24 protein-coding genes and 1 riboswitch are annotated in these 20,691 nt (G+C 74.0%); of the genes, 12 read left to right on the top strand and 12 right to left on the bottom strand.

Translation table 11 applies throughout. From position 1 onward, the window contains the following. Positions 1–74: 74 nt before the first annotated feature. A riboswitch (cobalamin riboswitch) is annotated at positions 75–217 on the bottom strand. A gap of 109 nt (positions 218–326) precedes the next feature. Continuing rightward, positions 327–551, bottom strand: coding sequence for a hypothetical protein (locus tag ABZ404_RS33395; RefSeq protein WP_358831994.1), 225 nt, complete (start codon positions 549–551; stop codon positions 327–329). 28 nt (positions 552–579) lie between these two features. Beyond that, the gene (locus ABZ404_RS33390; protein WP_358831993.1) at positions 580–1,839 is read right to left on the bottom strand and encodes an inorganic phosphate transporter; all 1,260 of its coding nucleotides are present in this window, start codon (positions 1,837–1,839) and stop codon (positions 580–582) included. Between the two features lie 221 nt (positions 1,840–2,060). On the opposite strand from ABZ404_RS33390, the gene ABZ404_RS33385 reads away from it, so the two are divergent. From ABZ404_RS33385 to ABZ404_RS33375, 3 genes are all read left to right on the top strand, one after another. Then, positions 2,061–2,720: a class II aldolase/adducin family protein gene (locus ABZ404_RS33385; RefSeq protein WP_358831992.1), complete on the top strand. Its 660-nt coding sequence runs from the start codon at positions 2,061–2,063 to the stop codon at positions 2,718–2,720. Between the two features lie 75 nt (positions 2,721–2,795). Next, positions 2,796–3,920 (top strand): hypothetical protein, encoded by a 1,125-nt coding sequence (locus tag ABZ404_RS33380; RefSeq protein WP_358831991.1) that lies wholly within the window; start codon positions 2,796–2,798, stop codon positions 3,918–3,920. A 322-nt stretch (positions 3,921–4,242) separates the two neighbouring features. After that, the gene (locus ABZ404_RS33375) at positions 4,243–5,562 is read left to right on the top strand and encodes a hypothetical protein (protein WP_358832000.1); all 1,320 of its coding nucleotides are present in this window, start codon (positions 4,243–4,245) and stop codon (positions 5,560–5,562) included. Between the two features lie 6 nt (positions 5,563–5,568). On the opposite strand, the gene ABZ404_RS33370 is transcribed toward ABZ404_RS33375, so the two are convergent. Both ABZ404_RS33370 and ABZ404_RS33365 read right to left on the bottom strand, forming a co-directional pair. Next, positions 5,569–5,958 carry a VOC family protein gene (locus tag ABZ404_RS33370; protein WP_358831990.1) on the bottom strand — a complete coding sequence of 130 codons (390 nt, stop codon included), beginning with the start codon at positions 5,956–5,958 and terminating at the stop codon, positions 5,569–5,571. A gap of 125 nt (positions 5,959–6,083) precedes the next feature. Continuing rightward, entirely contained in the window at positions 6,084–6,977 is an 894-nt protein-coding gene (locus ABZ404_RS33365) for a neutral zinc metallopeptidase (protein ID WP_358831989.1), read from the bottom strand. A gap of 98 nt (positions 6,978–7,075) precedes the next feature. Here ABZ404_RS33365 and ABZ404_RS33360 point away from each other — a divergent pair, with 98 nt between their 5' ends. The 4 genes from ABZ404_RS33360 to ABZ404_RS33345 all read left to right on the top strand — a co-directional run bounded on the left by ABZ404_RS33360 (position 7,076) and on the right by ABZ404_RS33345 (position 11,066). After that, positions 7,076–7,774: a hypothetical protein gene (locus ABZ404_RS33360; RefSeq protein WP_358831988.1), complete on the top strand. Its 699-nt coding sequence runs from the start codon at positions 7,076–7,078 to the stop codon at positions 7,772–7,774. Positions 7,775–7,959: 185 nt separating this feature from the next. Then, positions 7,960–9,558 (top strand): ABC-F family ATP-binding cassette domain-containing protein, encoded by a 1,599-nt coding sequence (locus ABZ404_RS33355; RefSeq protein ID WP_358831987.1) that lies wholly within the window; start codon positions 7,960–7,962, stop codon positions 9,556–9,558. A 347-nt stretch (positions 9,559–9,905) separates the two neighbouring features. Further along, positions 9,906–10,127: a helix-turn-helix domain-containing protein gene (locus ABZ404_RS33350; RefSeq protein ID WP_067157635.1), complete on the top strand. Its 222-nt coding sequence runs from the start codon at positions 9,906–9,908 to the stop codon at positions 10,125–10,127. A gap of 147 nt (positions 10,128–10,274) precedes the next feature. After that, on the top strand, positions 10,275–11,066 hold the full coding sequence (locus ABZ404_RS33345) for an enoyl-CoA hydratase/isomerase family protein (protein ID WP_358831986.1): 792 nt from the start codon (positions 10,275–10,277) through the stop codon (positions 11,064–11,066). 408 nt (positions 11,067–11,474) lie between these two features. On the opposite strand, the gene ABZ404_RS33340 is transcribed toward ABZ404_RS33345, so the two are convergent. Beyond that, positions 11,475–12,101 carry a hypothetical protein gene (locus tag ABZ404_RS33340; RefSeq protein WP_358831985.1) on the bottom strand — a complete coding sequence of 209 codons (627 nt, stop codon included), beginning with the start codon at positions 12,099–12,101 and terminating at the stop codon, positions 11,475–11,477. Between the two features lie 94 nt (positions 12,102–12,195). On the opposite strand from ABZ404_RS33340, the gene ABZ404_RS33335 reads away from it, so the two are divergent. The 5 genes from ABZ404_RS33335 (at position 12,196) to amaP (ending at position 14,676) form a co-directional block, all read left to right on the top strand. Next, positions 12,196–12,702 carry an Asp23/Gls24 family envelope stress response protein gene (locus ABZ404_RS33335; protein WP_358831984.1) on the top strand — a complete coding sequence of 169 codons (507 nt, stop codon included), beginning with the start codon at positions 12,196–12,198 and terminating at the stop codon, positions 12,700–12,702. 49 nt (positions 12,703–12,751) lie between these two features. Further along, positions 12,752–12,943, top strand: coding sequence for a hypothetical protein (locus ABZ404_RS33330; protein WP_358831983.1), 192 nt, complete (start codon positions 12,752–12,754; stop codon positions 12,941–12,943). A gap of 9 nt (positions 12,944–12,952) precedes the next feature. Beyond that, on the top strand, positions 12,953–13,360 hold the full coding sequence (locus tag ABZ404_RS33325) for a hypothetical protein (protein ID WP_358831982.1): 408 nt from the start codon (positions 12,953–12,955) through the stop codon (positions 13,358–13,360). A 74-nt stretch (positions 13,361–13,434) separates the two neighbouring features. After that, the gene (locus ABZ404_RS33320; protein ID WP_358831999.1) at positions 13,435–14,094 is read left to right on the top strand and encodes a DUF6286 domain-containing protein; all 660 of its coding nucleotides are present in this window, start codon (positions 13,435–13,437) and stop codon (positions 14,092–14,094) included. A gap of 3 nt (positions 14,095–14,097) precedes the next feature. After that, positions 14,098–14,676, top strand: a complete 579-nt coding sequence (gene amaP, locus ABZ404_RS33315; RefSeq protein WP_358831981.1) for an alkaline shock response membrane anchor protein AmaP — start codon at positions 14,098–14,100, stop codon at positions 14,674–14,676. Here the strand turns inward: amaP and ABZ404_RS33310 are convergent. The 7 genes from ABZ404_RS33310 to ABZ404_RS33280 form a co-directional block, all read right to left on the bottom strand. Then, the gene (locus ABZ404_RS33310; protein ID WP_358831980.1) at positions 14,648–15,205 is read right to left on the bottom strand and encodes a tetratricopeptide repeat protein; all 558 of its coding nucleotides are present in this window, start codon (positions 15,203–15,205) and stop codon (positions 14,648–14,650) included. The two genes, amaP and ABZ404_RS33310, sit on opposite strands and share 29 nt — an antisense overlap. Positions 15,206–15,254: 49 nt before the next feature. Continuing rightward, positions 15,255–16,010: an SDR family oxidoreductase gene (locus ABZ404_RS33305; protein ID WP_358831979.1), complete on the bottom strand. Its 756-nt coding sequence runs from the start codon at positions 16,008–16,010 to the stop codon at positions 15,255–15,257. A gap of 4 nt (positions 16,011–16,014) precedes the next feature. Further along, complete coding sequence (locus tag ABZ404_RS33300; protein WP_358831978.1) at positions 16,015–17,796, bottom strand: glycoside hydrolase family 15 protein; 1,782 nt, start codon at positions 17,794–17,796, stop codon at positions 16,015–16,017. Between the two features lie 106 nt (positions 17,797–17,902). Further along, entirely contained in the window at positions 17,903–18,694 is a 792-nt protein-coding gene (locus ABZ404_RS33295) for an SURF1 family protein (RefSeq protein ID WP_358831977.1), read from the bottom strand. A 56-nt stretch (positions 18,695–18,750) separates the two neighbouring features. After that, positions 18,751–18,984, bottom strand: a complete 234-nt coding sequence (locus tag ABZ404_RS33290; RefSeq protein ID WP_266991763.1) for a hypothetical protein — start codon at positions 18,982–18,984, stop codon at positions 18,751–18,753. A gap of 53 nt (positions 18,985–19,037) precedes the next feature. Next, positions 19,038–20,024 (bottom strand): DEDDh family exonuclease, encoded by a 987-nt coding sequence (locus ABZ404_RS33285; RefSeq protein ID WP_358831976.1) that lies wholly within the window; start codon positions 20,022–20,024, stop codon positions 19,038–19,040. Between the two features lie 40 nt (positions 20,025–20,064). Then, positions 20,065–20,688 carry a TetR family transcriptional regulator gene (locus tag ABZ404_RS33280; RefSeq protein WP_358831975.1) on the bottom strand — a complete coding sequence of 208 codons (624 nt, stop codon included), beginning with the start codon at positions 20,686–20,688 and terminating at the stop codon, positions 20,065–20,067. Positions 20,689–20,691 lie beyond the last annotated feature (3 nt).

The following is a 20,691-nucleotide window of genomic DNA, read 5'->3' as shown; positions in this document are numbered from 1 at the left end:
CGGTACGTCCGGGGGGTGCCGGCAACAGGCAGGCGCGCATGGCGGTATGTCCTCACTCAGGGTGTCCGCGCCCTGGTACGACGTCGACCGGCGGTGAGAGTTCCTGGCTCACGGGGATGATTCCCCGATGACAGTGGCGGGACCGCGCCGGATTCGCACCGGCTTCCTCTTCTGCCGCCGTAAATGGCTCGGGCAGTCCACCATGCCCGGGAACGCCCGTCAACTCGCTGCTGACCTGCGACGGGAGAGTGTGCGCAGGCACACAGGAAACCGCCCCCCGGCAGGGCCGGAGGGCGGTTGTGGAGGGTGCGGCGCCGGTCGTCGGCCTACTTGGCGACGATCAGGTTGATGCCGTACGCGACGGCCGCCGCGCAGAGCGCGAAGCAGAGGTAGGCGGTGGTGCGGGCCACAGCGACGTTGCCCTTGCCGGCCGCCGCCGACTGCTGCTTGCTGAGGCCGACGATGCCGACGGTGAACAGGCCCACCAGGCCGACGGTGACGATGAGGCTGACACCGAAAACGGTGCCGAGAGCTGCCCAGTCGATGTGCATGACGATTCCTTCGGGGAGCGCGGCCGGGTCAGACGACGGCCGGGCGGGCCGGGTCGGCGGGGGCGGGCGCCGGGATGGTGGCCGTCAGGTCGACGGCCACGGCGGCGGCGGTGGGCGGCGGGGTGACCGCGGCCATCGCGGTCGTGACGACACCGGCGGGCTCGGCCGGAACGGCGGCCGGGACGTGGGTGACGTCGTTGTGGTCGACCGGCTGGCGGCGCGACAGCTTCCAGATGAAGCCGGAGCCCCCGACCAGCAGGACCGCCACGAGGACGATGCCCCAGGTGCCCCGTCCGGCGAGGAACTCGGCGCCGGCGCCGACCAGGCCCGCGGCGGGCAGGGTCAGGCCCCAGGCGATGAACATCCGGGTCGCGGTGGACCAGCGGACCACTCCGCCCTTGCGGCCGAGGCCGGCGCCCATGACGGAGCCGGAGCAGACCTGGGTGGTGGAGAGCGAGAAGCCGAGGTGCGAGGAGGCCAGGATGACGGTCGCGGCACCGGACTGGGCGGCGAAGCCCTGCGGCGGAGCCAGCTCGGTCAGGCCCTTGCCCATGGTGCGGATGATGCGCCAGCCGCCGAGGTAGGTGCCCATGGCGATGGCCATGCCGGCCGAGACGATGACCCACAGCGGGGGGTTGGCGCCCGGGTGCAGCACGCCGCCGGTGACCAGGGCGAGGGTGATGATGCCCATGGTCTTCTGCGCGTCGTTGGTGCCGTGGGCGAGCGAGACGAGGCCGGCGGAGGCGATCTGTCCGGCCCGGTAGCCCTTGGCGGTGGCCTTCTCGGCCGCCGGGTCGGCGTTCCGGTTGATCCGGTACGTCAGCCGGGTGGCCAGCATCGAGGCGACGCCCGCGACGATCGGGGCGGCGACGGCGGGCAGGAGCACCTTGGTGACGACGGTCGAGCCGTTGACCGAGGACCAGCCGGCCGACATCACGGCCGCGCCGATCAGACCGCCGAACAGGGCGTGGGAGGAGCTGGACGGCAGTCCGAGCAGCCAGGTCACCAGATTCCACAGGATGGCGCCGACGAGCGCCGCGAAGATGACCTCTGTTCGGAGGCCCTTCTCGTTGATGATCCCGCCGGAGATCGTCTTGGCGACCTCCACCGACAGGAACGCGCCGACCAGGTTGAGCGCGGCCGACATGGCGACCGCGGCTTTGGGCTTCAGGGCGCCGGTCGAGATGGTCGTGGCCATCGCGTTGGCGGTGTCATGGAAACCGTTCGTGAAATCGAACACTAGAGCTGTCACGACCACAATGGCGAGCAGCAGCGTGATGTGTTCCATTTACCCAGGCAATCGTTCGACGTCAGTGGCTGGACGAACGTAAGCAACCTGAATGAACGGAAGGTGAACTGAGCCGGACCGCACGGTGTATCCCGGCGCTTCTTGGCCGGGATTTGGGACACGCAGTTCCGTACGGAACGGGCATATCGGCCGTAGGTCCCAGGGGGGCAGGATTCCGTTCACTCTCCCGCCCCGGCACGGGCCCTGCGAGGATCACCCCCATGGGAGAGCCGATCGACGCCGCCGAGACCGCCGAGGCCTGGGCCGAGCTGACCGCGACCGCGCGCCGCACCGCCGAGGAGGGCCTGGTCGTGGGGACCTCGGGCAACGTCTCCGTACGCGTCGGGGACCTGGTGCTCGTCACCCCCAGCGGGGTGCCGTACGAGCGGCTCGGGCCCGGTGACACCGTCGCCGTCGACCTCACCGGCCGGCAGGTCGCCGGGACCCTGCGGCCCACCAGCGAGCTCCCCCTGCACCTGGCCGTCCACCGGCACACCGACGCCCGGGCCGTCGTCCACACCCACGCCGTCCACGCCACGGCCGTCTCCACCCTGGTCACCGAGCTCCCGCCGGTCCACTACATGACCGCCGAGCTCGGCGGACCGGTCCGGGTCGCGCCCTACGCGCTGTACGGGACCGAGGAGCTCGCCGCGAACATGCTCGGCGCCCTCGACGGCCGCACCGGCTGCCTCCTGCAGAACCATGGAACGGTCACCTGCGGAGCCACCCTTTCCCAGGCGTACGACCGCACCGCCCAGCTGGAATGGATGTGCCGGCTCTGGCTCGCCGCCTCCTCCGTGCCCGGCCGCACCCCCTCCCTGCTCTCGGCCGAGGACCTCGACCGGGCCGCCGAGCAGTTCCGGGGGTACGGACAGCGCTGACGTCCCGTACGCCACACGTGTCCCGGTGGGCCCCGCCCACTGGCCGTGGCGCCGCTTACTGCCGACACTGGAACGGTGCGCCCGGCTACAGCGACGGCAGCGGCCGTCACCACACTCATCGGCGTCGGCGCGGCAGCGGTGGCCGCCGGACGGTACGCGAGCGACGCGGCCCTCAAGGTGCCGCCGGGCCGCCCGCTGCCCGCCGACCCCGAGCTCACCGTGCACGCCACGGCGCCCGGACGGATCGCCCTGACCCGCTGCCTGGCCTCGCTGCGCCCCGGTGTGTACGGCATCGAGGGCCCCGGCGTCCACGCGGTGGTCGGCGAGGTCGTCGACGTGCCGCACGCCGCGGACACCGTGGTGCGCCGCCTGGAGCGGGTCACCCGGGGCAGCCCGCAGCCCGGGGACCGGGTCCGGCTCACCCCGCAGGTCCACCACGGCACCCCGGCCGGGGCGCTGGGGCTGCGCCACGAGGACGTCGAGATCCCCGCGGAGCTCGGTGTGCTGCCCGCCTGGCTGGTGCCGGGCGCCCGCGACACCTGGGTGATCACCGTGCACGGCCTGGGCACCACCCGGGAGCACCCGCTCAACGTCCTGGGGTTCCTGCACCGCCACCGGCTGCCGGTGCTCGACCTCGCCTACCGGGGCGACGCGGGCGCCCCCCGCCCCCCGGACGGCCTCGGCCACCTCGGCGACGCGGAGTGGCGCGACCTCGACGCCGCGATCCGCTACGCCGTACGCTCCGGCGCCCGGCACGTCATCCTGCACGGCTGGTCCACCGGCGCCACCATGGCCCTGCTCGCCGCCGCGAACTCCGGGATGCGCGAGCGGATCCGGGGGCTCGTCCTGGACTCGCCGGTGCTCGACTGGGAGGGCACCGTACGCGCCCTCGCCGTCGCGCACGGCGCCCCGGGCGCGCTGCTGCCGCTCGCCGTCCGGGCCGCGCAGGGCCGCACCGGCCCGCACGGCGGCCGGCTGCGCGGGGTGTCCGACCCGGCCGCCCTGAGCGTGCCGACCCTGGTCTTCCACGGCCCCGGCGACACCCTGGCCTCCTGGCCCCTCACCCGCGAACTGGCCGCCCGCCGACCCGATCTGGTGACCCTTCACACAGTGCCGGACGCCCCGCACGCCGCGATGTGGAACGCCGACCCGGACCGGTACGAGGAGGCCCTGCGGCGCTTCCTGACCCCGCTCATGTGACCCGTGGCGCCGGTGCCCACCCGGGGCGCGCGCGTGCCCGCCCGGCGGCGCCCCGGCGATCGGGGCGCCTGTTCCGCTTCGGCTTTCGGCCGCCACCGCGAGGCGCCCTCCCCGGGGCCCGCCGCCGCGTGCCGCGCCGCCCCGGGCCCGTGCGAAAGGCAGGTGCCCGCCATTCCGTTTGGGCTTTCCGGCCGTCAACGGGAAGACTGCATCCGTGACGTCCCGGAAGCCTGATGAGAAGTTGCCGCGAGACTCCAGACTGCGGCTTGTCCGCACACCGCACGCGAAGGACGCCCGGCCCCTCGCCAGCGCCCGCCGCGCCGTGAGCGACCGCCGCTCCCGGGCGTCCCGGCCGCCCGAGGGCACCCCGGCCCCCGCCGAACTGGCCCGCCAGGCCAGAGCGGTGCTCGCCGACGCCGTACGCGTCGCCCGCTGGGCCGACGCCGAGCGTGCCCGGGGCACCGCGCCGCGCCCCGCCCCGACCGGCACCCTCTCCGCCGCCGCCGCCGAACAGGCCTCCGTCACCCTGGGCCTGACACCCGCCCAGGTGCGGGCCGGCTGGGACCGCGCCCGGCTCGCCGGACTCGTCGAGCTGCACGGCGGCACCGCCCGCCCCGGCTGGCGGCTGCGCGCCTGGGACCGCGACGACGCCGCCGTGCTGCGCGGCTGGGTCGCCCTCTTCGACGCCTGGTCGATCGTCCACCCCGCCCCGGCCGCCATCGCGCCCGCCGCCGTGGCCGAGGTCGTCGAAGCCGTCCCCCAGGTGCTCTCCCTCCTCCAGCTCTCGGCCGGTCCCGTCCTCGTACCGGCCCTGCTCGACCTGCTCGGCCAGCGCGTCGCCGAACTGCGCGACGAGCGCTGCGAGGTGCCCGACGCCACCGGCGCGGACGCCACCGGCGGGGACCGCCCCGCCTCCCTCGCCTTCCTCTCCCTCCTCCTCGACTGGGCCCTCGCCGGGCTCGCCGCCGTCGGCGCGCTCACCCTCGGCGAGGGCTCGGCCACCCTCACCCCGCTCGGCAACTGGGCGGTGTGGGTCAAGCTGGAGCAGATCTGCGTCGCCGCGCAGAGCCCGGCCGGCAACATCGAGCAGTCCGCCGAGGACATGCTGCGCGGCTGCGCCCGGCTGACCCCCGGCCCCGCCCGCGCCGAGTACCGCGCCTGGCTCGCCGCCCGGCCCGTCGGCAGCGCGGTGACCGAGCTGCTCGACGCGGCCCGGGGCGAGGACGCCCTGGTGCGCGGGCTCGCCTTCGAGGCGCTCCGGGTCGTCGGCGCGCCCGCCGAACCCGAGGTGCGCGCCGCCACCGACGAGATCTTCCTGCGCCCCTACGCCCTGCTGTGGCTCGCCGAGCACGAGGGCACCGACCCCGAGGACGCCACCGCCGTCCTCACCCGCGAGGAGTCCACCTGGCTGTGGGTCGACACCGCTGCGGCGGTCGCCGACCACGGCGAGGTCGACCTGATGGTGCGCCACCTCGACTCCGCCGTGCAGGGCACCGTCCCCGCCCTGCTCGACGAGGTCAGGGCCGTCGGCCACCCCCGGACCGTGCAGGTCCTGGTCGCCCTGGCGGCCGCGCATCCGGACCCGGCCCTCGCCAAGGCCGTGCGCCGCGCGGCCTTCCAGGTCCACACGGGCGGGGTGTAGCCGGGGTCAGCCGGCCGCGCCGGGGGCGTACGTACCGAAGCTCCACACGTTGCCCTCGGCGTCGCGCGCCATGTAGTCGCGCGAGCCGTAGTCCTGGTCGGTGGGCTCCATCAGGATCTCCACGCCGTGCTCCACCGCCCGCTTGTGGTGCGCGTCCACGTCGTCCACCACCACATAGACGCCCACCGGGCCCGCGTCGCGCAGGGCGTTGGCGAAGACGCCGCCCCGGCCCTTGGAGCCGAGCATCACCACACCGGTGCCGCTGGCCAGTTCGGCGTGGAGCACCTGGCCCTCCGCGTCCTCGAACACCGCCGTCTCGGTGAACCCGAAGGCGTCCTTCAGCAGCCTGATCGCGGCCTTCGCGTCCCTGTACAGAATCGTCGGATACACACTCATGACGCACTCCCGTCCCTGTCGCCGCCGCCCTCGTAGCGGCCCGCTGTGACCTGGATCTCAGTCTCGCACCCGGCACTGACAACGCCCCGAGGGCCGTGTGCGGGCGGCCCGCGATCCCGGGCGGCTCAGCGGGCGAACGTGTCGCAGCGGGCCGTGTCGCCCGACTGGAAACCGGTGCGGAACCACTGCTGACGCTGCTGGGCCGAGCCGTGCGTCCAGGACTCGGGGGTGACCCGGCCCTGGAACCTCTCCTGGATCCGGTCGTCGCCCACGGCCGCCGCCGCGTCCAGGCCGTCCCTGACGTCCTGGTCGCTCAGCCGGGTCAGCAGCGGCCTGCCGGTTCTGGGATCCGGTGTGGTCGTCGCGTGGTGCGCCCACACCCCGGCGTAGCAGTCGGCCTGGAGCTCGACCCTGACGGAGGCGCTGTCCGCGCCCTGCCGCCCGTCCTGGGACCGGGCGAGGGTGCCCATCAGGTTCTGGATGTGGTGCCCGTACTCGTGCGCCACCACGTACGCCTGGGCGAACGGTCCGCCCGTGGAGCCGAACTTGGTCCGCAGGTCGTCGAAGAACCCCAGGTCCAGATAGACCTGCCGGTCGCCCGGGCAGTAGAACGGCCCCACCGCCGAGGTCGCCGTCCCGCACGCGGTGGGGACGCGGCCGGTGAAGAAGACCGTCTGCGCGGACGTGTAGCGCCCGCCCCGGCGCGGGAGCTCCTGCGACCAGAAGTCCTGCACGCTGTTGACGACCGCCAGGACGCGGCAGTCCTCCTTGGTGTTGGCGTCGCGCCCCTTGCGGCAGCTCGCCTGCACCTGCCCCTGCGCCGACGCCGAGGTCGTCGGGTCGGAGTCGCCGGAGGAGAGCCCCAGCTGGTCGGGTCCGACGCCGAAGAGCAGGCCGAGGACGAGCGCGACGATCCCGACGAGGCCGCCGCCGATGGTGGCTCTGCCGCCGGGGACCCGGCTGCCCCGGACGTCCTTGACCTCGGACGTGTCCAGATCGGCGTCGTCGTCGAACTGCACGGGCCACCACCCTCCGTCACGCGGTACCACCCACGAGTATGGAACACGTCATGGTGTTGCGCCCGTTTCGGCACGGCGGCCGATACGCTCGGCGCCTCATGGACCGGAACCGTCTCGCGCTGGCCGCCGTCGCCGCCGTACTGGCCCTCCCCCTCGTCACCGCCGCCCAGCAGGCCCGGCCCGCCCCTTACGGCGACCGCCTCACCGTGCTGCCCGCCGCCGCGCCGGCCCGCCCCGCGGTACGGGTGCGGGGCGCGGCCGTCGAGGCGTACGACCCCAGGAGCGGGGCGCGCAGCTGGACCTACCGCCGCGAGGGACGCCGTCCGCTCGCGGTGCGCGGCGCGCCCGGGCACGCCTTCGCCCTGTGGAGCGACGGCATGGTCACCGACACCGCGCGCGTGCTCTCCGCCGGAGCCGTCCGCTGGCACCGGGCCGTCCCCGGCCTCGCGGGCTGGCTCGCCGGGCGCCCCGGCCGGGCCGCGGGCGTCCTCCAGCAGTTCGCCCCGGCCCCCCGGGGTGACGGGATGCTGGCCGTCGTCACCCCCGAGCGCGTCGCCGCGTACCGCACCGCCGACGGGGACCTGCGCTGGACGCTGCCCGCCCGGCCGGGGTGCGCCTTCGACCCGGGCCGCGTCGCGCGCGTGGCGGGCGTGCTGATCCTCGCCCAGCCCTGCGCCGACCGGGACGTGTGGACCCAGGAGCTGGTGGCGGTCGACACCCTCGGACCCGTCGCGCCCGGCCGCACCCCGCTGGGCAACGAGCTCCCCGCGCGCGTGGGCGCCGCACGGGGCGTGTGACGGCGTTCGGGGAGGGCCGCCGCCGGGCCCCGCGGACGACCTTGCCCAAGGGATCACCGCACGTAAAAGCAGTTGCACGCCCCCGCTAGAATTGGCCCATGGCAATTCTCCTTGTGCATTAGACGGCGTCGACACTCCTTCGACCCCCGTCCACCCCGCCGTCCATACCGCCCTGGAGTATTTCCGTGATCACCGCCACCGGCATCGAGCTGCGCGCCGGCGCCCGCATCCTCATCGAGAACGCTTCCTTCCGCGTCGCCAAGGGCGACCGCATCGGCCTCGTCGGCCGCAACGGAGCCGGCAAGACCACCCTCACCAAGTGCCTCGCCGGTGAGGGCATCCCGGCCGCCGGCACCATCACCCGCTCCGGTGAGGTCGGCTATCTGCCGCAGGACCCCCGTACCGGCGACCTCGACGTCCTCGCGCGCGACCGCGTGCTCTCCGCGCGCGGCCTCGACGAGGTGCTGCGCAAGATGCGCGAGAACGAGGAGCGCATGGCGAACGGCAAGGGCGCCACGCGCGAGAAGGCGATGAAGAAGTACGAGCGCCTGGAGACGGAGTTCCTCACCCGGGGCGGGTACGCCGCTGAGGCCGAGGCCGCCACCATCGCCGCCGCGCTCGGCCTGCCCGACCGGGTGCTCGGCCAGCCGCTGCACACCCTCTCCGGCGGTCAGCGCCGCCGTGTCGAACTCGCCCGCATCCTGTTCTCGGACGCCGACACCCTGCTCCTCGACGAGCCGACCAACCACCTCGACGCCGACTCCATCGTCTGGCTGCGCGACTACCTCAAGTCCTACCGGGGCGGCTTCATCGTGATCTCCCACGATGTGGACCTGGTCGAGACGGTCGTCAACAAGGTGTTCTACCTGGACGCCAACCGCTCCCAGATCGACGTCTACAACATGGGCTGGAAGCTCTACCAGCAGCAGCGCGAGGCCGACGAGAAGCGCCGCAAGCGCGAGCGCCAGAACGCCGAGAAGAAGGCCGCCGCCCTCAACTCCCAGGCCGACAAGATGCGCGCCAAGGCGACCAAGACGGTGGCCGCGCAGAACATGGCCAAGCGCGCCGAGCGGCTGCTCTCGGGCCTGGACGCGGTCCGCGTCTCCGACAAGGTCGCCAAGCTGCGCTTCCCCGACCCGGCGCCCTGCGGCAAGACCCCGCTGACCGCCGAGGGCCTGTCCAAGTCGTACGGCTCGCTGGAGATCTTCACCGACGTCGACCTGGCCATCGACAAGGGGTCCAGGGTCGTCATCCTCGGTCTCAACGGCGCCGGCAAGACGACCCTGCTGCGGCTGCTCGCGGGTGCCGAGAAGGCCGACACCGGCCAGGTCACGCCGGGTCACGGCCTCAAGCTGGGGTACTACGCCCAGGAGCACGAGACGCTCGACCCGGACCGCACGGTCCTGGAGAACATGCGCTCCTCCGCCCCCGACCTCGACCTGGTCGAGGTCCGCAAGACGCTGGGCTCGTTCCTGTTCTCCGGCGACGACGTGGACAAGCCCGCGGGCGTGCTCTCCGGCGGCGAGAAGACCCGGCTGGCCCTGGCCACGCTGGTGGTCTCGTCCGCCAATGTCCTGCTCCTCGACGAGCCGACCAACAACCTGGACCCGGCCAGCCGCGAGGAGATCCTGGGCGCGCTGCGTACGTACAAGGGCGCGGTCGTTCTAGTGACGCACGACGAGGGCGCGGTCGAGGCTCTACAGCCCGAGCGCATCATTCTGCTGCCCGACGGGGTCGAGGACCTGTGGGGTCCGGACTACGCGGATCTGGTCGCCCTGGCGTGACGCTGGGCGACTGATCCACTCCATATGGATCATTCGGCTCACGCGTGATCCTCAATCTGAGTGAGTGCGTCTCGTACCCCGGCGTGTCATGCACGGGATCAAGATCCGGTGCGTACGGGACGGACCGATTCCGGAGTGTGACCCCGAGCACACCTCTGACCAGCGGGTTCTTGGCCCGCTGGGATCCGGGGTGGTTCCGCGGCCGAGCGGAATTCTTTCTTCCGGCCCTGTCTCGCACCGTCCTGCGCCGAAACCCGCTTGCACCGACCTTGCCGAATGGGTGGCCAGGAAGCCCGGGAGGGGTGATCATGAGAAGTCCAGAGCGCACTTCCCATGAGGAGGCACGGGTGGCCGAGACTCTGAAGAAGGGCAGCCGGGTGACCGGCGCCGCGCGCGACAAGCTCGCGGCAGACCTGAAGAAGAAGTACGACTCCGGTGCGAGCATCCGGGCGTTGGCCGAAGAGACCGGCCGCTCCTACGGATTCGTCCACCGGATGCTCAGCGAGTCCGGGGTGGTACTGCGCGGACGCGGCGGAGCGACACGCGGCAAGAAGACCGCCTCGGCCTGACCGGGGCCCGGGCGGGTCCGGGAGCGGTCCCTCGGGACACGGCTCCGGGGCCCGTCGGGTCGGGTTGCCACCCGGTCGGCCGCGCGGTCGACCGGGTGGTTACTGTGCAGTCACTTATTTTGACCGCACCCGACCCGGAGGCGCCCCATGGCTTCGCCCGACCCCGTACTCGACAAGGACGGCGTCCGGCTCACCGTCGACGACGCTGTCGCCACGGTGACCCTGACCAATCCGGACAAGCGCAACGCCCAGTCTCCCGCTCTGTGGCGGGCGTTGGCGGCGGCCGGTCAGGAATTGCCCGGCACCGTCCGGGTCGTCGTCCTGCGGGGAGAGGGCAAGTCCTTCTCCGCCGGGCTCGACCGTCAGGCCTTCACTCCCGAGGGCTTCGACGGCGAGCCCTCCTTCCTCGACCTCGCGCGCGGCTCCGACGAGGAGCTGGACGGGGTCATCGCCGAATACCAGGAGGCGTTCACCTGGTGGCGCCGCAACGACATCGTGTCGGTCGCGGCGGTCCAGGGGCATGCGATCGGGGCGGGCTTCCAGCTCGCGCTCGCCTGTGACCTGCGCGTCGTCGCGGACGACGTGCAGTTCGCCATGCGCGAGACCAGCCTGGGCCTGGTGCCGGACCTGACCGGCACCCACCCCCTCGTGGGCCTGGTGGGCTACGCCCGCGCCCTGGAGATCTGTGTGACCGGCCGCTTCGTCGGAGCGGAGGAGTCGGAGCGGATCGGGCTGGCGAACCTCGCGGTGCCGGTGGCCGAACTGGACGCGGCGGTACGGGACTTGACGGCCGCGCTCGTCGCGGCGCCGCGGGATGCGGTGATCGAGACGAAGGCGTTGCTGCGGGGGGTGGCCGGGCGGTCGTACGAGGAGCAGCGGGTGGCTGAGCGGGGGGCTCAGGGGAGGCGTCTGCGGGATCTGGCGGGGGTGGGGGAGTAATTCTTTGGGGTGGGGGACCCTCCGGGGGTGGGGAACCCTCCGGGGGTGGGCCGGGATGGTCGGCGCGCTGCCGTGGGCTCCCCCCGGGCCCCGCTCGGGGCTGCGCCCCGAATCCCTTCGGTCTGCGGGCCGGTGGGGGCTGGTCGCGCAGTTCCCCGCGCCCCTGGATGGGCCTTCGGCCCCCGAATCCCTTTGGTCTGCGGGCCCGTGGGGGCTGGACGCGCAGTTCCTCGGGCCCTTGAAGGGACCTCCGGCCCCCGGCACTCCGACGATGCGCAACACACCGCACCCCCAGGGGTGCGGGGAACTGCGCGATCAGGCCCCACTCGGGGGCGGACGGCGACGAAGCAGCCGCCTGGCCGAGGGCTTTCGGGAAGGGGCGGGGTGGGGGACCGGTAACGCCGCACCTCACCCCACCCATGTCACCAGCACCCCACCCCCCACCACCCCACGAACCCCGCGCACCACATCCACCGCCCGGTACCCCGCCGCGACCACCACCTCGACCCACCCCGGACCGTCCCCGCCCCCCAGCGAGCCCGGCAGCTCCGACGTCACCCCCGCCACCCCGGGCACCGCCCGCAGCGCGGGGTCGGGGGACGGGTGTACCTCGGGTGGGGGAATCGGGGGAGCGGGATCCGCCGGGGCGTCCAGCAGGGTCGCCACCCGGATGTCGACCCGGGAGACGCGCAGGCCCAGGCGGGCGTGCGAGGCGTCCAGGACCGCCTCCCGTACCTCCTCCGTCCGGGGACGTTCCGCGCCCCAGACCGCCACCTCCAGCACCGCCCGCAGCTCACCGGGCGGCAGCCCGCTGGGGGGTGGCGCGACCACCGGGATCCCGGCCGCCGCCGGGTCCGCCAGGGACAGGCGCAGGGACGCCACGGCCAGGCCCGGCACCGGCGCGCAGGCCGCCCGCAGCACCGCCCCGGCCGCCCGTTCCGTGATCCACGCGCCGTCCGCCGCGTCCCCGAGAGGCAGCAGCCTGCCCAGGGCGAGTCGGCGGCGTACCTCCGTGCTCCATGCGTCTGGCGTCATTGCTCCACCCTGCCGCATCCCGGGCGCGAGACGGGGCAACCGCGCTTAGTGTGGGCACCTGAGGGGAGGGGGAAAGCCGAAAGGGATGAACGCCATGAGCGACACCATGGGAAGCAGCCGCCCCGAACCGTCCGGCCCGGGCGACCGGGAGTCCGAGGGCGGGATCGGCGGGACCAGAAAGAACTCCCCCGCCCGGCGCGGCGGCGGCGACCCCGGCACGCGCGGACGCACCACCATCGCCGACGGCGTGGTGGAGAAGATCGCCGGGATGGCGGCCCGCGAGGTCGTGGGTGTGCACGCGATGGGCAGCGGACTGTCCCGTACGTTCGGCGCGGTGCGCGACCGGGTACCCGGCGGCGGCAAGGCCGCGGTGGCGCGCGGGGTGAAGGCCGAGGTCGGCGAGGTCCAGACGGCGCTCGACATCGAGATCGTCGTCGATTACGGCGTGTCGATCTCGGATGTGGCCCGTGCCGTACGGGAGAACGTGATCGCGGCCGTCGAGCGGATGACCGGGCTCGAGGTCGTCGAGGTCAACATCGCGGTGAGTGACGTGAAACTGCCGGACGAGGAAGAGGACGAGCCGGAGCCGCGGCTCCAGTGAGGCCCCGGTGCGGCCCGGCCCCCGACGAGGAGCGACTGAGGAGCTCAGAATGAGCATGGCGGTGATCGGACTGGTGGCCGGCATGGCGCTCGGCTTCGCCGGATACTTCGGCGGATTCGGGGCGTTCCTGCTGGTCGCGGCGTTGGGCGCGATCGGGTTCGTGGTGGGCAGGTTCTTGGAGGGCGATCTCGAACCCGGGGACTTCTTCCGTCCCCGGGACCGCGGCGACCGGCTGAGGTGACGCGCTCCGATGACGGTGTCGTCGACGGCGTCGCCGGGCTCCTCCGGCTCCGGCGCGCCCGCGCGTGTCACCACTCCGGGTCGTGTCGCGCCCGCCGGGCGCGGGGCGACGCGGATCGCCGACCGGGTGGTCGCGAAGATCGCCGCACAGGCGGCGCGCGAGGCGCTGGGCGCGCCCCCTGAGGGCGGCAACGCGCCCCACGCGGCGGTGACGGTCCACCAGGAGGTGGCCCGGGTCCGGGTCAGCCTGGAACTCGGCTACCCCTCCGACCTCGGCGCCCAGTGCGGCGCGGTGCGTCGGCGCGTGGCCGAGCGGGTAAGGGCGTTGGCGGGCATGGAGGTGCCCGAGGTGGCGGTGCAGATCGAGCGGCTGCACGCGGCGCACACCGGTGCGGCGGACCGGGGGAGGATCACATGAGCGGGACCGGCCGGCCGGAGCGCGACGACGCGTACGGCGGCGAGGACGGTGCCACCCGGCCGCTGCCCGTCGTCATGGAGAAGACCCCCGGGGCGGGCGTCGGAGACAACGGGCTCGACCAGTCGCACTCGTCCGCCGCCTACGACCCCGTACCCGTCCTCGCCGAGGGTGAGGACGAGGGCGGGGGCCGCCGGGCCGGGCGCTTCTGGTCCGCGCGGCGGATCCCCGCGGCCCTGGTGGCCCTGGTCGTCCTGGCCGCGTCCGGGCTACTGCTGTACGACGTCGCGGCCGTACGCGCGGACCGCCCCGCGATGCGCTGGCGCCGCGAGCTCGCGCACTGGCTGGCCCGGCACAGCGTGGACGACGTGGTGGTGCTCATCGGCGCAGGCGTCGCCGTGGCCCTCGGGCTCTGGCTGGTCGTGCTGGCGGTGACGCCCGGGCTGCGGGACGTGCTGCCGATGCGCCGCACCTCGGCCTCGGTACGCGCCGGGCTCGACCGTTCCGCCGCCGCGCTGGTGCTGCGGGACCGGGCCATGGAGGTCCCGGGTGTGCAGTCGGTGCGGGTCAGGACGGGCCGCGCCAAGGTCGCCGTACGGGCCGTCTCGCACTTCCGCGAGCTCGACGACGTACGGGCCGATCTGGACGCCGCGCTCGGCGCGGCCATCAAGGAGCTCGGGCTGGCCGGACAGCCCGGGCTCTCCGTGCGGGTGGGCCGTGCCGCCAGGAAGAGGTGACCCATGCTCAGGACCGTGAACCGGGTACTGACCGGCCTCGCCGGGCTGGCCCTGACGGCGGTGGGAGGCGCGGTCCTCGCGGCCGGGGCCGGTCTGTCGGTGCCGTCGTGGTGGCCGTGGACGGACACCGGCGACGTCCTGCTCAGCCGGGCCCGCCGCGAACGCTGGCACGACCACGGCTGGTGGTGGCCGACGGTGATCGCCGCGCTCGCCGTGCTCGTCCTGCTCACCCTGTGGTGGCTGCTCGCCCAGCTGCGCCGGGCGCGGCTGGCCGAGGTCCTGGTGGACTCGGGCGACGGTGAGGGCGCGCTGCTGCGCGGCCGCGCCCTGGAGACGGTGCTGGCGGGCGAGGCGGAGGCGCTGCCGGGGGTGGCCCGTGCCCGGGCGACCCTGCACGGCCGCCGCACCACGCCCGCCGCCCGTGTGGCCCTGCTCCTGGAACCCCACGCGGCCCCCGCCGACGCCCTCTCCCGCCTCACCGCGGAGTCCCTGGCCCACGCCCGCGACTCGGCGGGCCTCGCGGCCCTCCCGGCCGAGGTCCGTATGCGCGCGGTCAAACACCGCGCCCACCGGGTGACCTGACCCCGGCCCGGAGCGGACCGCCGCGGTCCCGGTCCAGCCTGCCGCGGACCCGCCCGGCCCGCCTCGACACCCGCCGGGCGGCGCGCCGCTCGCCCAGCGCGTCGAGGAGCACGGCGAGAGCGCTCAACCCGGCCGCCAGAGCGGGCCGATGGGCAAGGGGGTCCTCCCGGGCCAGCCGGGTGTACAGCTCGACGCTCTCCTCGGCGGCCTCCCGGGCGGGCGCGTACCGCTCCAGCGCGCCCAGCACCGCGGCGAGCGCGCCGAGCGCCCCGGCCAGCGGTTCGCGGTGGGCGCCGGGGCCCGCGGCCGCCAGCTCGCGCCGGACGGCCACCGACCGCTCGACGGGCCCGAGCGCCTCCGCGTACCGGCCGGCGTGGGCCAGCAGTGCGGCGTGACCGGCGAGCGCCTCGGCGAGGTCCGGCAGGTAGGTGCCGGGCCGTGCGGCGGCCAGCGCCTCGGCCATGGCGAGGATGTCCGCCGAGTCGGCCAGCGCCTCGTCGTACCGGGACGTGAACTCCGGTTCCTCCATGGGGCGTTCCTACCCCCTCCCGGGGCGGGCGCCTGCCGTTCCGCCGGGCTCAGAAACCGTGTCGGGCGCCGCCGTCCACCGGCAGCATCAGTCCCGTCAGGTACGAGGCGGCCGGTGAGAGCAGGAACGCGGCCGTGCGGCCGAACTCCTCGGGGGTGCCGTAGCGGCGCAGGGGGATGCGGGACTCGTTGGCCGTGCGGGCGGCCTCCGCGTCGCCGGAGAGGGCGTCCAGCTGGCGCACCCGGTCGGTGTCGATGCGGGACGGGAGCAGGCCGACCACGCGGATGCCGCGCGGGCCCAGTTCGTCCGCGAGGGACTTGGCGAAGCCCGCGAGGCCCGGGCGCAGGCCGTTGGAGACGGTCAGGCCGGGGATGGGCTCGTGGACCGAGGCCGACAGGACGAAGCCGATCACCCCGCCCTCGTCCAGCTCCTCCGCCGCGGTGCGCGCCATCCGTACCGCGCCCAGGAACACCGACTCGAAGGCCGACCGCCACTGCTCGTCGGTGTTGTCGGCGACGAAGCCGGGCGGCGGCCCGCCGACGCTGATCAGTACGCCGTCGAAGCGGCCGAACCGTTCGCGGGCGGTGGCGATCAGCCGGGAGGCGGCGGCGGGGTCGGCGTTGTCGACGGCCACGCCCAGCGCGTTCTCGCCCAGCTCCCCGGCCGCCGCGGTCACCGCCTTCTCGTCGCGTCCGCTGACCACCGTCTTCGCGCCGTCGGCCGTGAGCGCCCGCGCGGCGGCGAGGCCCAGCCCCCGGGAGGCGCCGGTGACGACGTAGACGCGGTCCTTCAGTCCAAGATCCATGCGCCTATCCTGCCTCCAGCCCCATCGCGGTCGCCACCAGTCCGATGTGGCTGAAGGCCTGCGGGAAGTTGCCCAGCTGCCGGCCGGCCACCGGGTCGTACTCCTCGGCGAGGAGCCCGACGTCGTTGCGGAGCCCGAGGAGCCGGTCGAACAGCTCCCGCGCCTCCTTCTCGCGGCCGGTCAGCCGCAGCGCGTCGGCGAGCCAGAACGAGCAGACCAGGAAGGTGCCCTCGTCACCGGGCAGCCCGTCGACCGTGGCGCCCTCGGTGGAGTAGCGGCGTACGAAGCCGTCGTGGCCCAGCTCGGCGCGGACCGCGTCGACCGTCCCGATCACCCGCGGGTCGTCGCCGGGCAGGAAGCCGACCCGGGGGATGAGCAGGGTGGCCGCGTCCAGCTCGGTGGACCCGTACGACTGGGTGAAGGTGTTCCGCTCGGCGTCGAAGCCCTTCTCGCACACCTCCCGGTGCACCTCGTCCCGCATGCGCCGCCAGCGCTCCGCGTCCCCGCGCCGGGACGGGTCGGACTCCAGGGCCTTGACCGCGCGGTCCGCGGCGACCCACGCCATCACCTTGGAGTGGACGAAGTGGCGGCGCTCCCCGCGCACCTCCCACAGCCCCTCGTCCGGCTCGCGCCAGCGCGCCTCCAGGAACCCGAGCAGGCTGAGCTCGACGTTCCAGGTGTGCCGCTTGGCGGCCATGCCGGAGGTGCGGGCCAGATGGAGGGAGTCGATGACCTCCCCGTACACGTCGAGCTGGAGCTGTTTGACGGCGGCGTTGCCGATCCGGACCGGGGCGGAGTCCAGATGGCCCTTGAGCCAGGGCAGTTCGAGCTCCGGCAGCCGCCGCTCGCCGCCGAGGCCGTACATGATCTGGAGGTCGGCCGGGTCGCCCGCGACCGCCCGCAGCAGCCAGTCGCGCCAGGCCGCCGCCTCGTCGAGGTAGCCCGCCGAGACCAGCGCGTCCAGCGTCAGCGTCGAGTCGCGCAGCCAGCAGTAGCGGTAGTCCCAGTTGCGCACGCCCCCGATCTCCTCGGGGAGGGAGGTGGTGGGGGCGGCGACGATGCCGCCGGTCGGTGCGTAGGTGAGGGCCTTGAGGGTGATCAGGGAGCGGACGACGGCGTCCCGGTAGGGGCCGCAGTCGCGGCACTTGCCGGCCCAGGCGCGCCAGTCCTCCAGGCTCTGCTCCAGCGCTTCGTACGGATCGATTATCGACGGGCGCGGTTCGTGCGAGGGGTGCCAGGTCAGCACCATCGCGACCTTCTCGCCGGCGTCGACGGTGAACGACGAGCGGGTGCTGAGCTGCTGCCCCCACGTCTTGACCTCGGGGTCGGTGCGCAGCCAGACCGAGTCGGGGCCGGCGACCGCGACCCGGTGGCCGTCGGCGCGGCGCACCCAGGGCACCACCCGGCCGTAGTCGAAGCGCAGCCGCAGCACGGAGCTCATCTCCACGCTGCCGCTGATGCCCTCGACGATCCGGACGACGTCGGGCGCGGTGTCGCGCTGCGGCATGAAGTCGAGGACGCGTACGGTCCCGCCGCGGGTCTCCCAGACGGACTCCAGGACGAGCGAGTCGTCGAGGTAGGCGCGGCGCGTGCAGTCCCCGGCACCCGCCGGGGCGATCCGCCAGTGGCCGTTGTCGTCGTCGCCCAGCAGCGCCGCGAAACAGGCCGCGGAGTCGAAGCGCGGCAGGCACAGCCAGTCGATGGAGCCGTCCCGGCCGACGAGGGCGGCGGTCTGGAGGTCGCCGATGAGGGCGTAGTCCTCGATGCGTTGGATGCGTCGCGTCACGCTCTGGCGTGTTCCCGCCCGGTGGAATTGTCAATCAGACAGGTGCGTCACTCCGTACGGCCGGACGCTCCCGACCGGCGCGGACGGGGGCGCGAGGGCGCGCCGGTCAGGCGGCCGCGGGCGCCGGCGCGGCCGTGTCGCCCTTCGCCGCGGCCTCGGCCCGGTCGCGCTTCTCGCGGCGCACCAGGATCACCCAGCCGACCGGGACCCCGGCGGTGAACAGCCACCACTGGACGGCGTACGCCATGTGGGGCCCGATGGAGGAGTGGTCCGGGGCCGGGATCAGCTCGGGGGAGTCGCCGGGGGGCTCGGGCGCGGTCTGCTCGATGTAGCCGCCCAGGACCGGGCGGCCGAGCGTCTTCTGCTGCTGGGCGCTGCTGATCAGCATCACCTGGCGGGGCGGCAGGCCCTTGACGTCCTTGATGCCGCTGGCCGCGGTCGTCTGGTCGGCCATCAGCCGTCCGGTGACGGTGACCTCGCCCCGGGGCGGGGCCGGAATGCGGGGGAACTCCGTCTGGCTGCCGTTGTCCGCCACCCAGCCGCGGTTGATCAGCACGGTGGGCCCGGCGTCGAGGACGAACGGGGTGAGGACGTGGTAGCCGACCCGTCCGTCGGCGGCGGTGCGGCGGCGCACCACGACCTCGTGGGCGGTGTCGTAGGTGCCGGTGGCGGTGACCCGGCGCCAGTACTGGGCGTGCGGGACGGTGTGACCGGGGGAGGTGAGCGCGGTCACCGGGACCGGCTCGGCCTTCAGATTGGCCGCGATGACGCCGTTCTGGGCCACGCGGTGCTGGTGGCGGTGCAGCTGCCAGAAGCCCAGCTCGATCATCGTGGGGATGAGAACGAGGGCGAGGAGGGTGACGAGCACCCACTGCCGGGACAACAGGAAGCGGTACACCCCACGACGGTACAACTCCGGCGCGGGGTGTTCTCACGGGGGTCGGGGTACGCGGGTCAGACCTTGTCGACGATGCCCACCTGGCCCTCCGCTCGGGCGCAGTGCCCGCCGCAGTACCAGTGCCCCTCGACCTCGACGCCCTGGCCGATGATCTGGACCCGGCAGTGTTCGCAGATGGGCGCCATGCGGTGGATGGCGCACGAGAAGCAGTCGAAGACGTGCACCGCGCCCTGCGCGTGCACCTCGAAGGACATCCCGTAGTCGTTCCCGCAGACCTCGCAACGTGCCATGCGCCACAGGGTGGAGCGTGCCGCGCCGGAACACCGGGCGGCACGCCACGCGGTCACCCGTCTGCCGGAGCCACGTCCCGCAGCAGCTGGGTGAAGGCCGCCTCGTCGATGACCGGGGTGCCGAACGCCTTCGCCTTCACGGTCTTGGAGGTCGCCGAGTCCGGGTCGTTGGTGACCAGCAGGCTGGTGAGGCGCGAGACGCTGCTCGCCACGTGCAGCCCGGCCTCGACCGCGCGGTCCTCCAGGAGGTCGCGGTCGATGGAGGTGTCACCGGAGAACGCCACCCGCATGCCCTGCTTGAGCGGTTTGTCCGCTTCGTAACGCCCGGGGTTGGGGTACGGACACGCCGGGCGCTTGCGCGCGGGGCGCCAGCTCGAACTCCGTCCGTACGGCCCCGTCGCCTGGTAGCCGATGCGCGGGGTGGCGGGCCCGTCCGACCACTCGGTGAGCGGGCGGCATTCGAGCAGCGGCAGCCGCGCCCCCACCCGCACCGCCTGGTGCAGGCTCGGGCGGAACGCCTCGGCCAGCACGCGCGCGTCGTCCAGGGCGTGGTGCGCGCGCTGCTGCACCACTCCGTAGTGCGCGGCCAGCGACTCCAGTTTGTGGTTGGGCAGCGGCAGGGCGAGCTCCTTGGAGAGCGCGATGGTGCACAGCCGCTGGCGCACCGGCGCCGCGCTCTTCGCCCGTGCGTACTCCCGCGCGATCATCTGCCAGTCGAAGATCGCGTTGTGCGCGACCAGGACCCGCCCGTCCAGGCGCTCGGCGAACTCCCCGGCGATGTCCGGGAAGAGCGGCGCGCCCGCCAGGACGTCGGTGGTCAGACCGTGGATCCACACCGGGCCGGGATCGCGCTCGGGGTTCACCAGCGTGTACCAGTGGTCCTCGACGTTGCCCTGGGCGTCCAGGCGGTAGACGGCAGCAGAGACTATCCGGTCGTCGCGGGCGAGGCCGGTGGTCTCCACGTCGACGACCGCGTACCCCTGCGGGTAGGCGGCCGGCCACGTCGCTGCTGCTGTCGTACGGTCGTCGAGCATGGTCACAGAGAATACGGGGCCGCACTGACAGTCCGACCGGCGCCCGTCAACGCCGCTGTGCGAGCAGGCCGTCCACGAGGGCCCGCACCGACACCGCGAACAGCCGCTCCGCGTCCGGCGGCCGGGCCAGCGCGCGGGCGAGCTCCGGGTCGTGCCCGGCGGGCGCGGTGTGCCACAGCTCGTCCTCGCCGGGGTGCTGGGCGGGGGCGCGTTCGCGGTAGCGCTCGACCAGGACGTGGCCGACGACCTGGAACTGGACGGCCCGCACCAGCCGCGCGGCCGCGCTCCCGCGCAGCCCCGCCGTGTGCACCTCGTGGACCAGGGCCTGCTGGGCGGGCAGGAACATCCGGTCGGTCAGGCCGCGTTCGTGGACCATCGCGATCAGGTGCGGGCGCGCGCGCAGCTCCCGGCGCAGCGCCGTGGCGACCGAGACGATCCGGGCGGCCGGGGTGCGCCCGCGCGGCCGGATCTCGCCCAGCTCCCGCACGGTCCGCTCCACGAGCGCGTCGAGCAGCGACTCGCGGTTGCCGACGTGCCAGTAGATCGAGGTGACCGCCGTGCCCAGCTCCGCCGCCAGCTTGCGCATGGTCAGGGCGGCCGGGCCGTGCTGTCTGACCAGGGACCCGGCGGCCGCCAGGATCTCCTCACGGCTCAGAGACGTACGCGTCATGGC

Source organism: Streptomyces sp. NPDC005878 (genome assembly GCF_040629815.1).
In the GTDB taxonomy this organism is placed as follows: domain Bacteria; phylum Actinomycetota; class Actinomycetes; order Streptomycetales; family Streptomycetaceae; genus Streptomyces.
Note: the sequence above shows the minus strand (reverse complement) of the source record. Positions and strands in the feature narration are given on the sequence as shown.

Bases quoted from the DNA above. Each gene is read 5' to 3' on its own strand.
- ABZ404_RS33310 (WP_358831980.1), bottom strand. From the start codon at position 15,205: ATGGAGGAACCGGAGTTCACGTCCCGGTACGACGAGGCGCTGGCCGAC.
- ABZ404_RS33280 (WP_358831975.1), bottom strand. From the start codon at position 20,688: ATGACGCGTACGTCTCTGAGCCGTGAGGAGATCCTGGCGGCCGCCGGG.
- ABZ404_RS33340 (WP_358831985.1), bottom strand. From the start codon at position 12,101: ATGACGCCAGACGCATGGAGCACGGAGGTACGCCGCCGACTCGCCCTG.
- ABZ404_RS33335 (WP_358831984.1), top strand. From the start codon at position 12,196: ATGAGCGACACCATGGGAAGCAGCCGCCCCGAACCGTCCGGCCCGGGC.
- ABZ404_RS33290 (WP_266991763.1), bottom strand. From the start codon at position 18,984: ATGGCACGTTGCGAGGTCTGCGGGAACGACTACGGGATGTCCTTCGAG.
- ABZ404_RS33345 (WP_358831986.1), top strand. From the start codon at position 10,275: ATGGCTTCGCCCGACCCCGTACTCGACAAGGACGGCGTCCGGCTCACC.
- ABZ404_RS33320 (WP_358831999.1), top strand. From the start codon at position 13,435: ATGGAGAAGACCCCCGGGGCGGGCGTCGGAGACAACGGGCTCGACCAG.
- ABZ404_RS33325 (WP_358831982.1), top strand. From the start codon at position 12,953: ATGACGGTGTCGTCGACGGCGTCGCCGGGCTCCTCCGGCTCCGGCGCG.
- ABZ404_RS33305 (WP_358831979.1), bottom strand. From the start codon at position 16,010: ATGGATCTTGGACTGAAGGACCGCGTCTACGTCGTCACCGGCGCCTCC.
- ABZ404_RS33395 (WP_358831994.1), bottom strand. From the start codon at position 551: ATGCACATCGACTGGGCAGCTCTCGGCACCGTTTTCGGTGTCAGCCTC.
- ABZ404_RS33385 (WP_358831992.1), top strand. From the start codon at position 2,061: ATGGGAGAGCCGATCGACGCCGCCGAGACCGCCGAGGCCTGGGCCGAG.
- ABZ404_RS33370 (WP_358831990.1), bottom strand. From the start codon at position 5,958: ATGAGTGTGTATCCGACGATTCTGTACAGGGACGCGAAGGCCGCGATC.
- ABZ404_RS33360 (WP_358831988.1), top strand. From the start codon at position 7,076: ATGGACCGGAACCGTCTCGCGCTGGCCGCCGTCGCCGCCGTACTGGCC.
- amaP (WP_358831981.1), top strand. From the start codon at position 14,098: ATGCTCAGGACCGTGAACCGGGTACTGACCGGCCTCGCCGGGCTGGCC.
- ABZ404_RS33330 (WP_358831983.1), top strand. From the start codon at position 12,752: ATGAGCATGGCGGTGATCGGACTGGTGGCCGGCATGGCGCTCGGCTTC.
- ABZ404_RS33390 (WP_358831993.1), bottom strand. From the start codon at position 1,839: ATGGAACACATCACGCTGCTGCTCGCCATTGTGGTCGTGACAGCTCTA.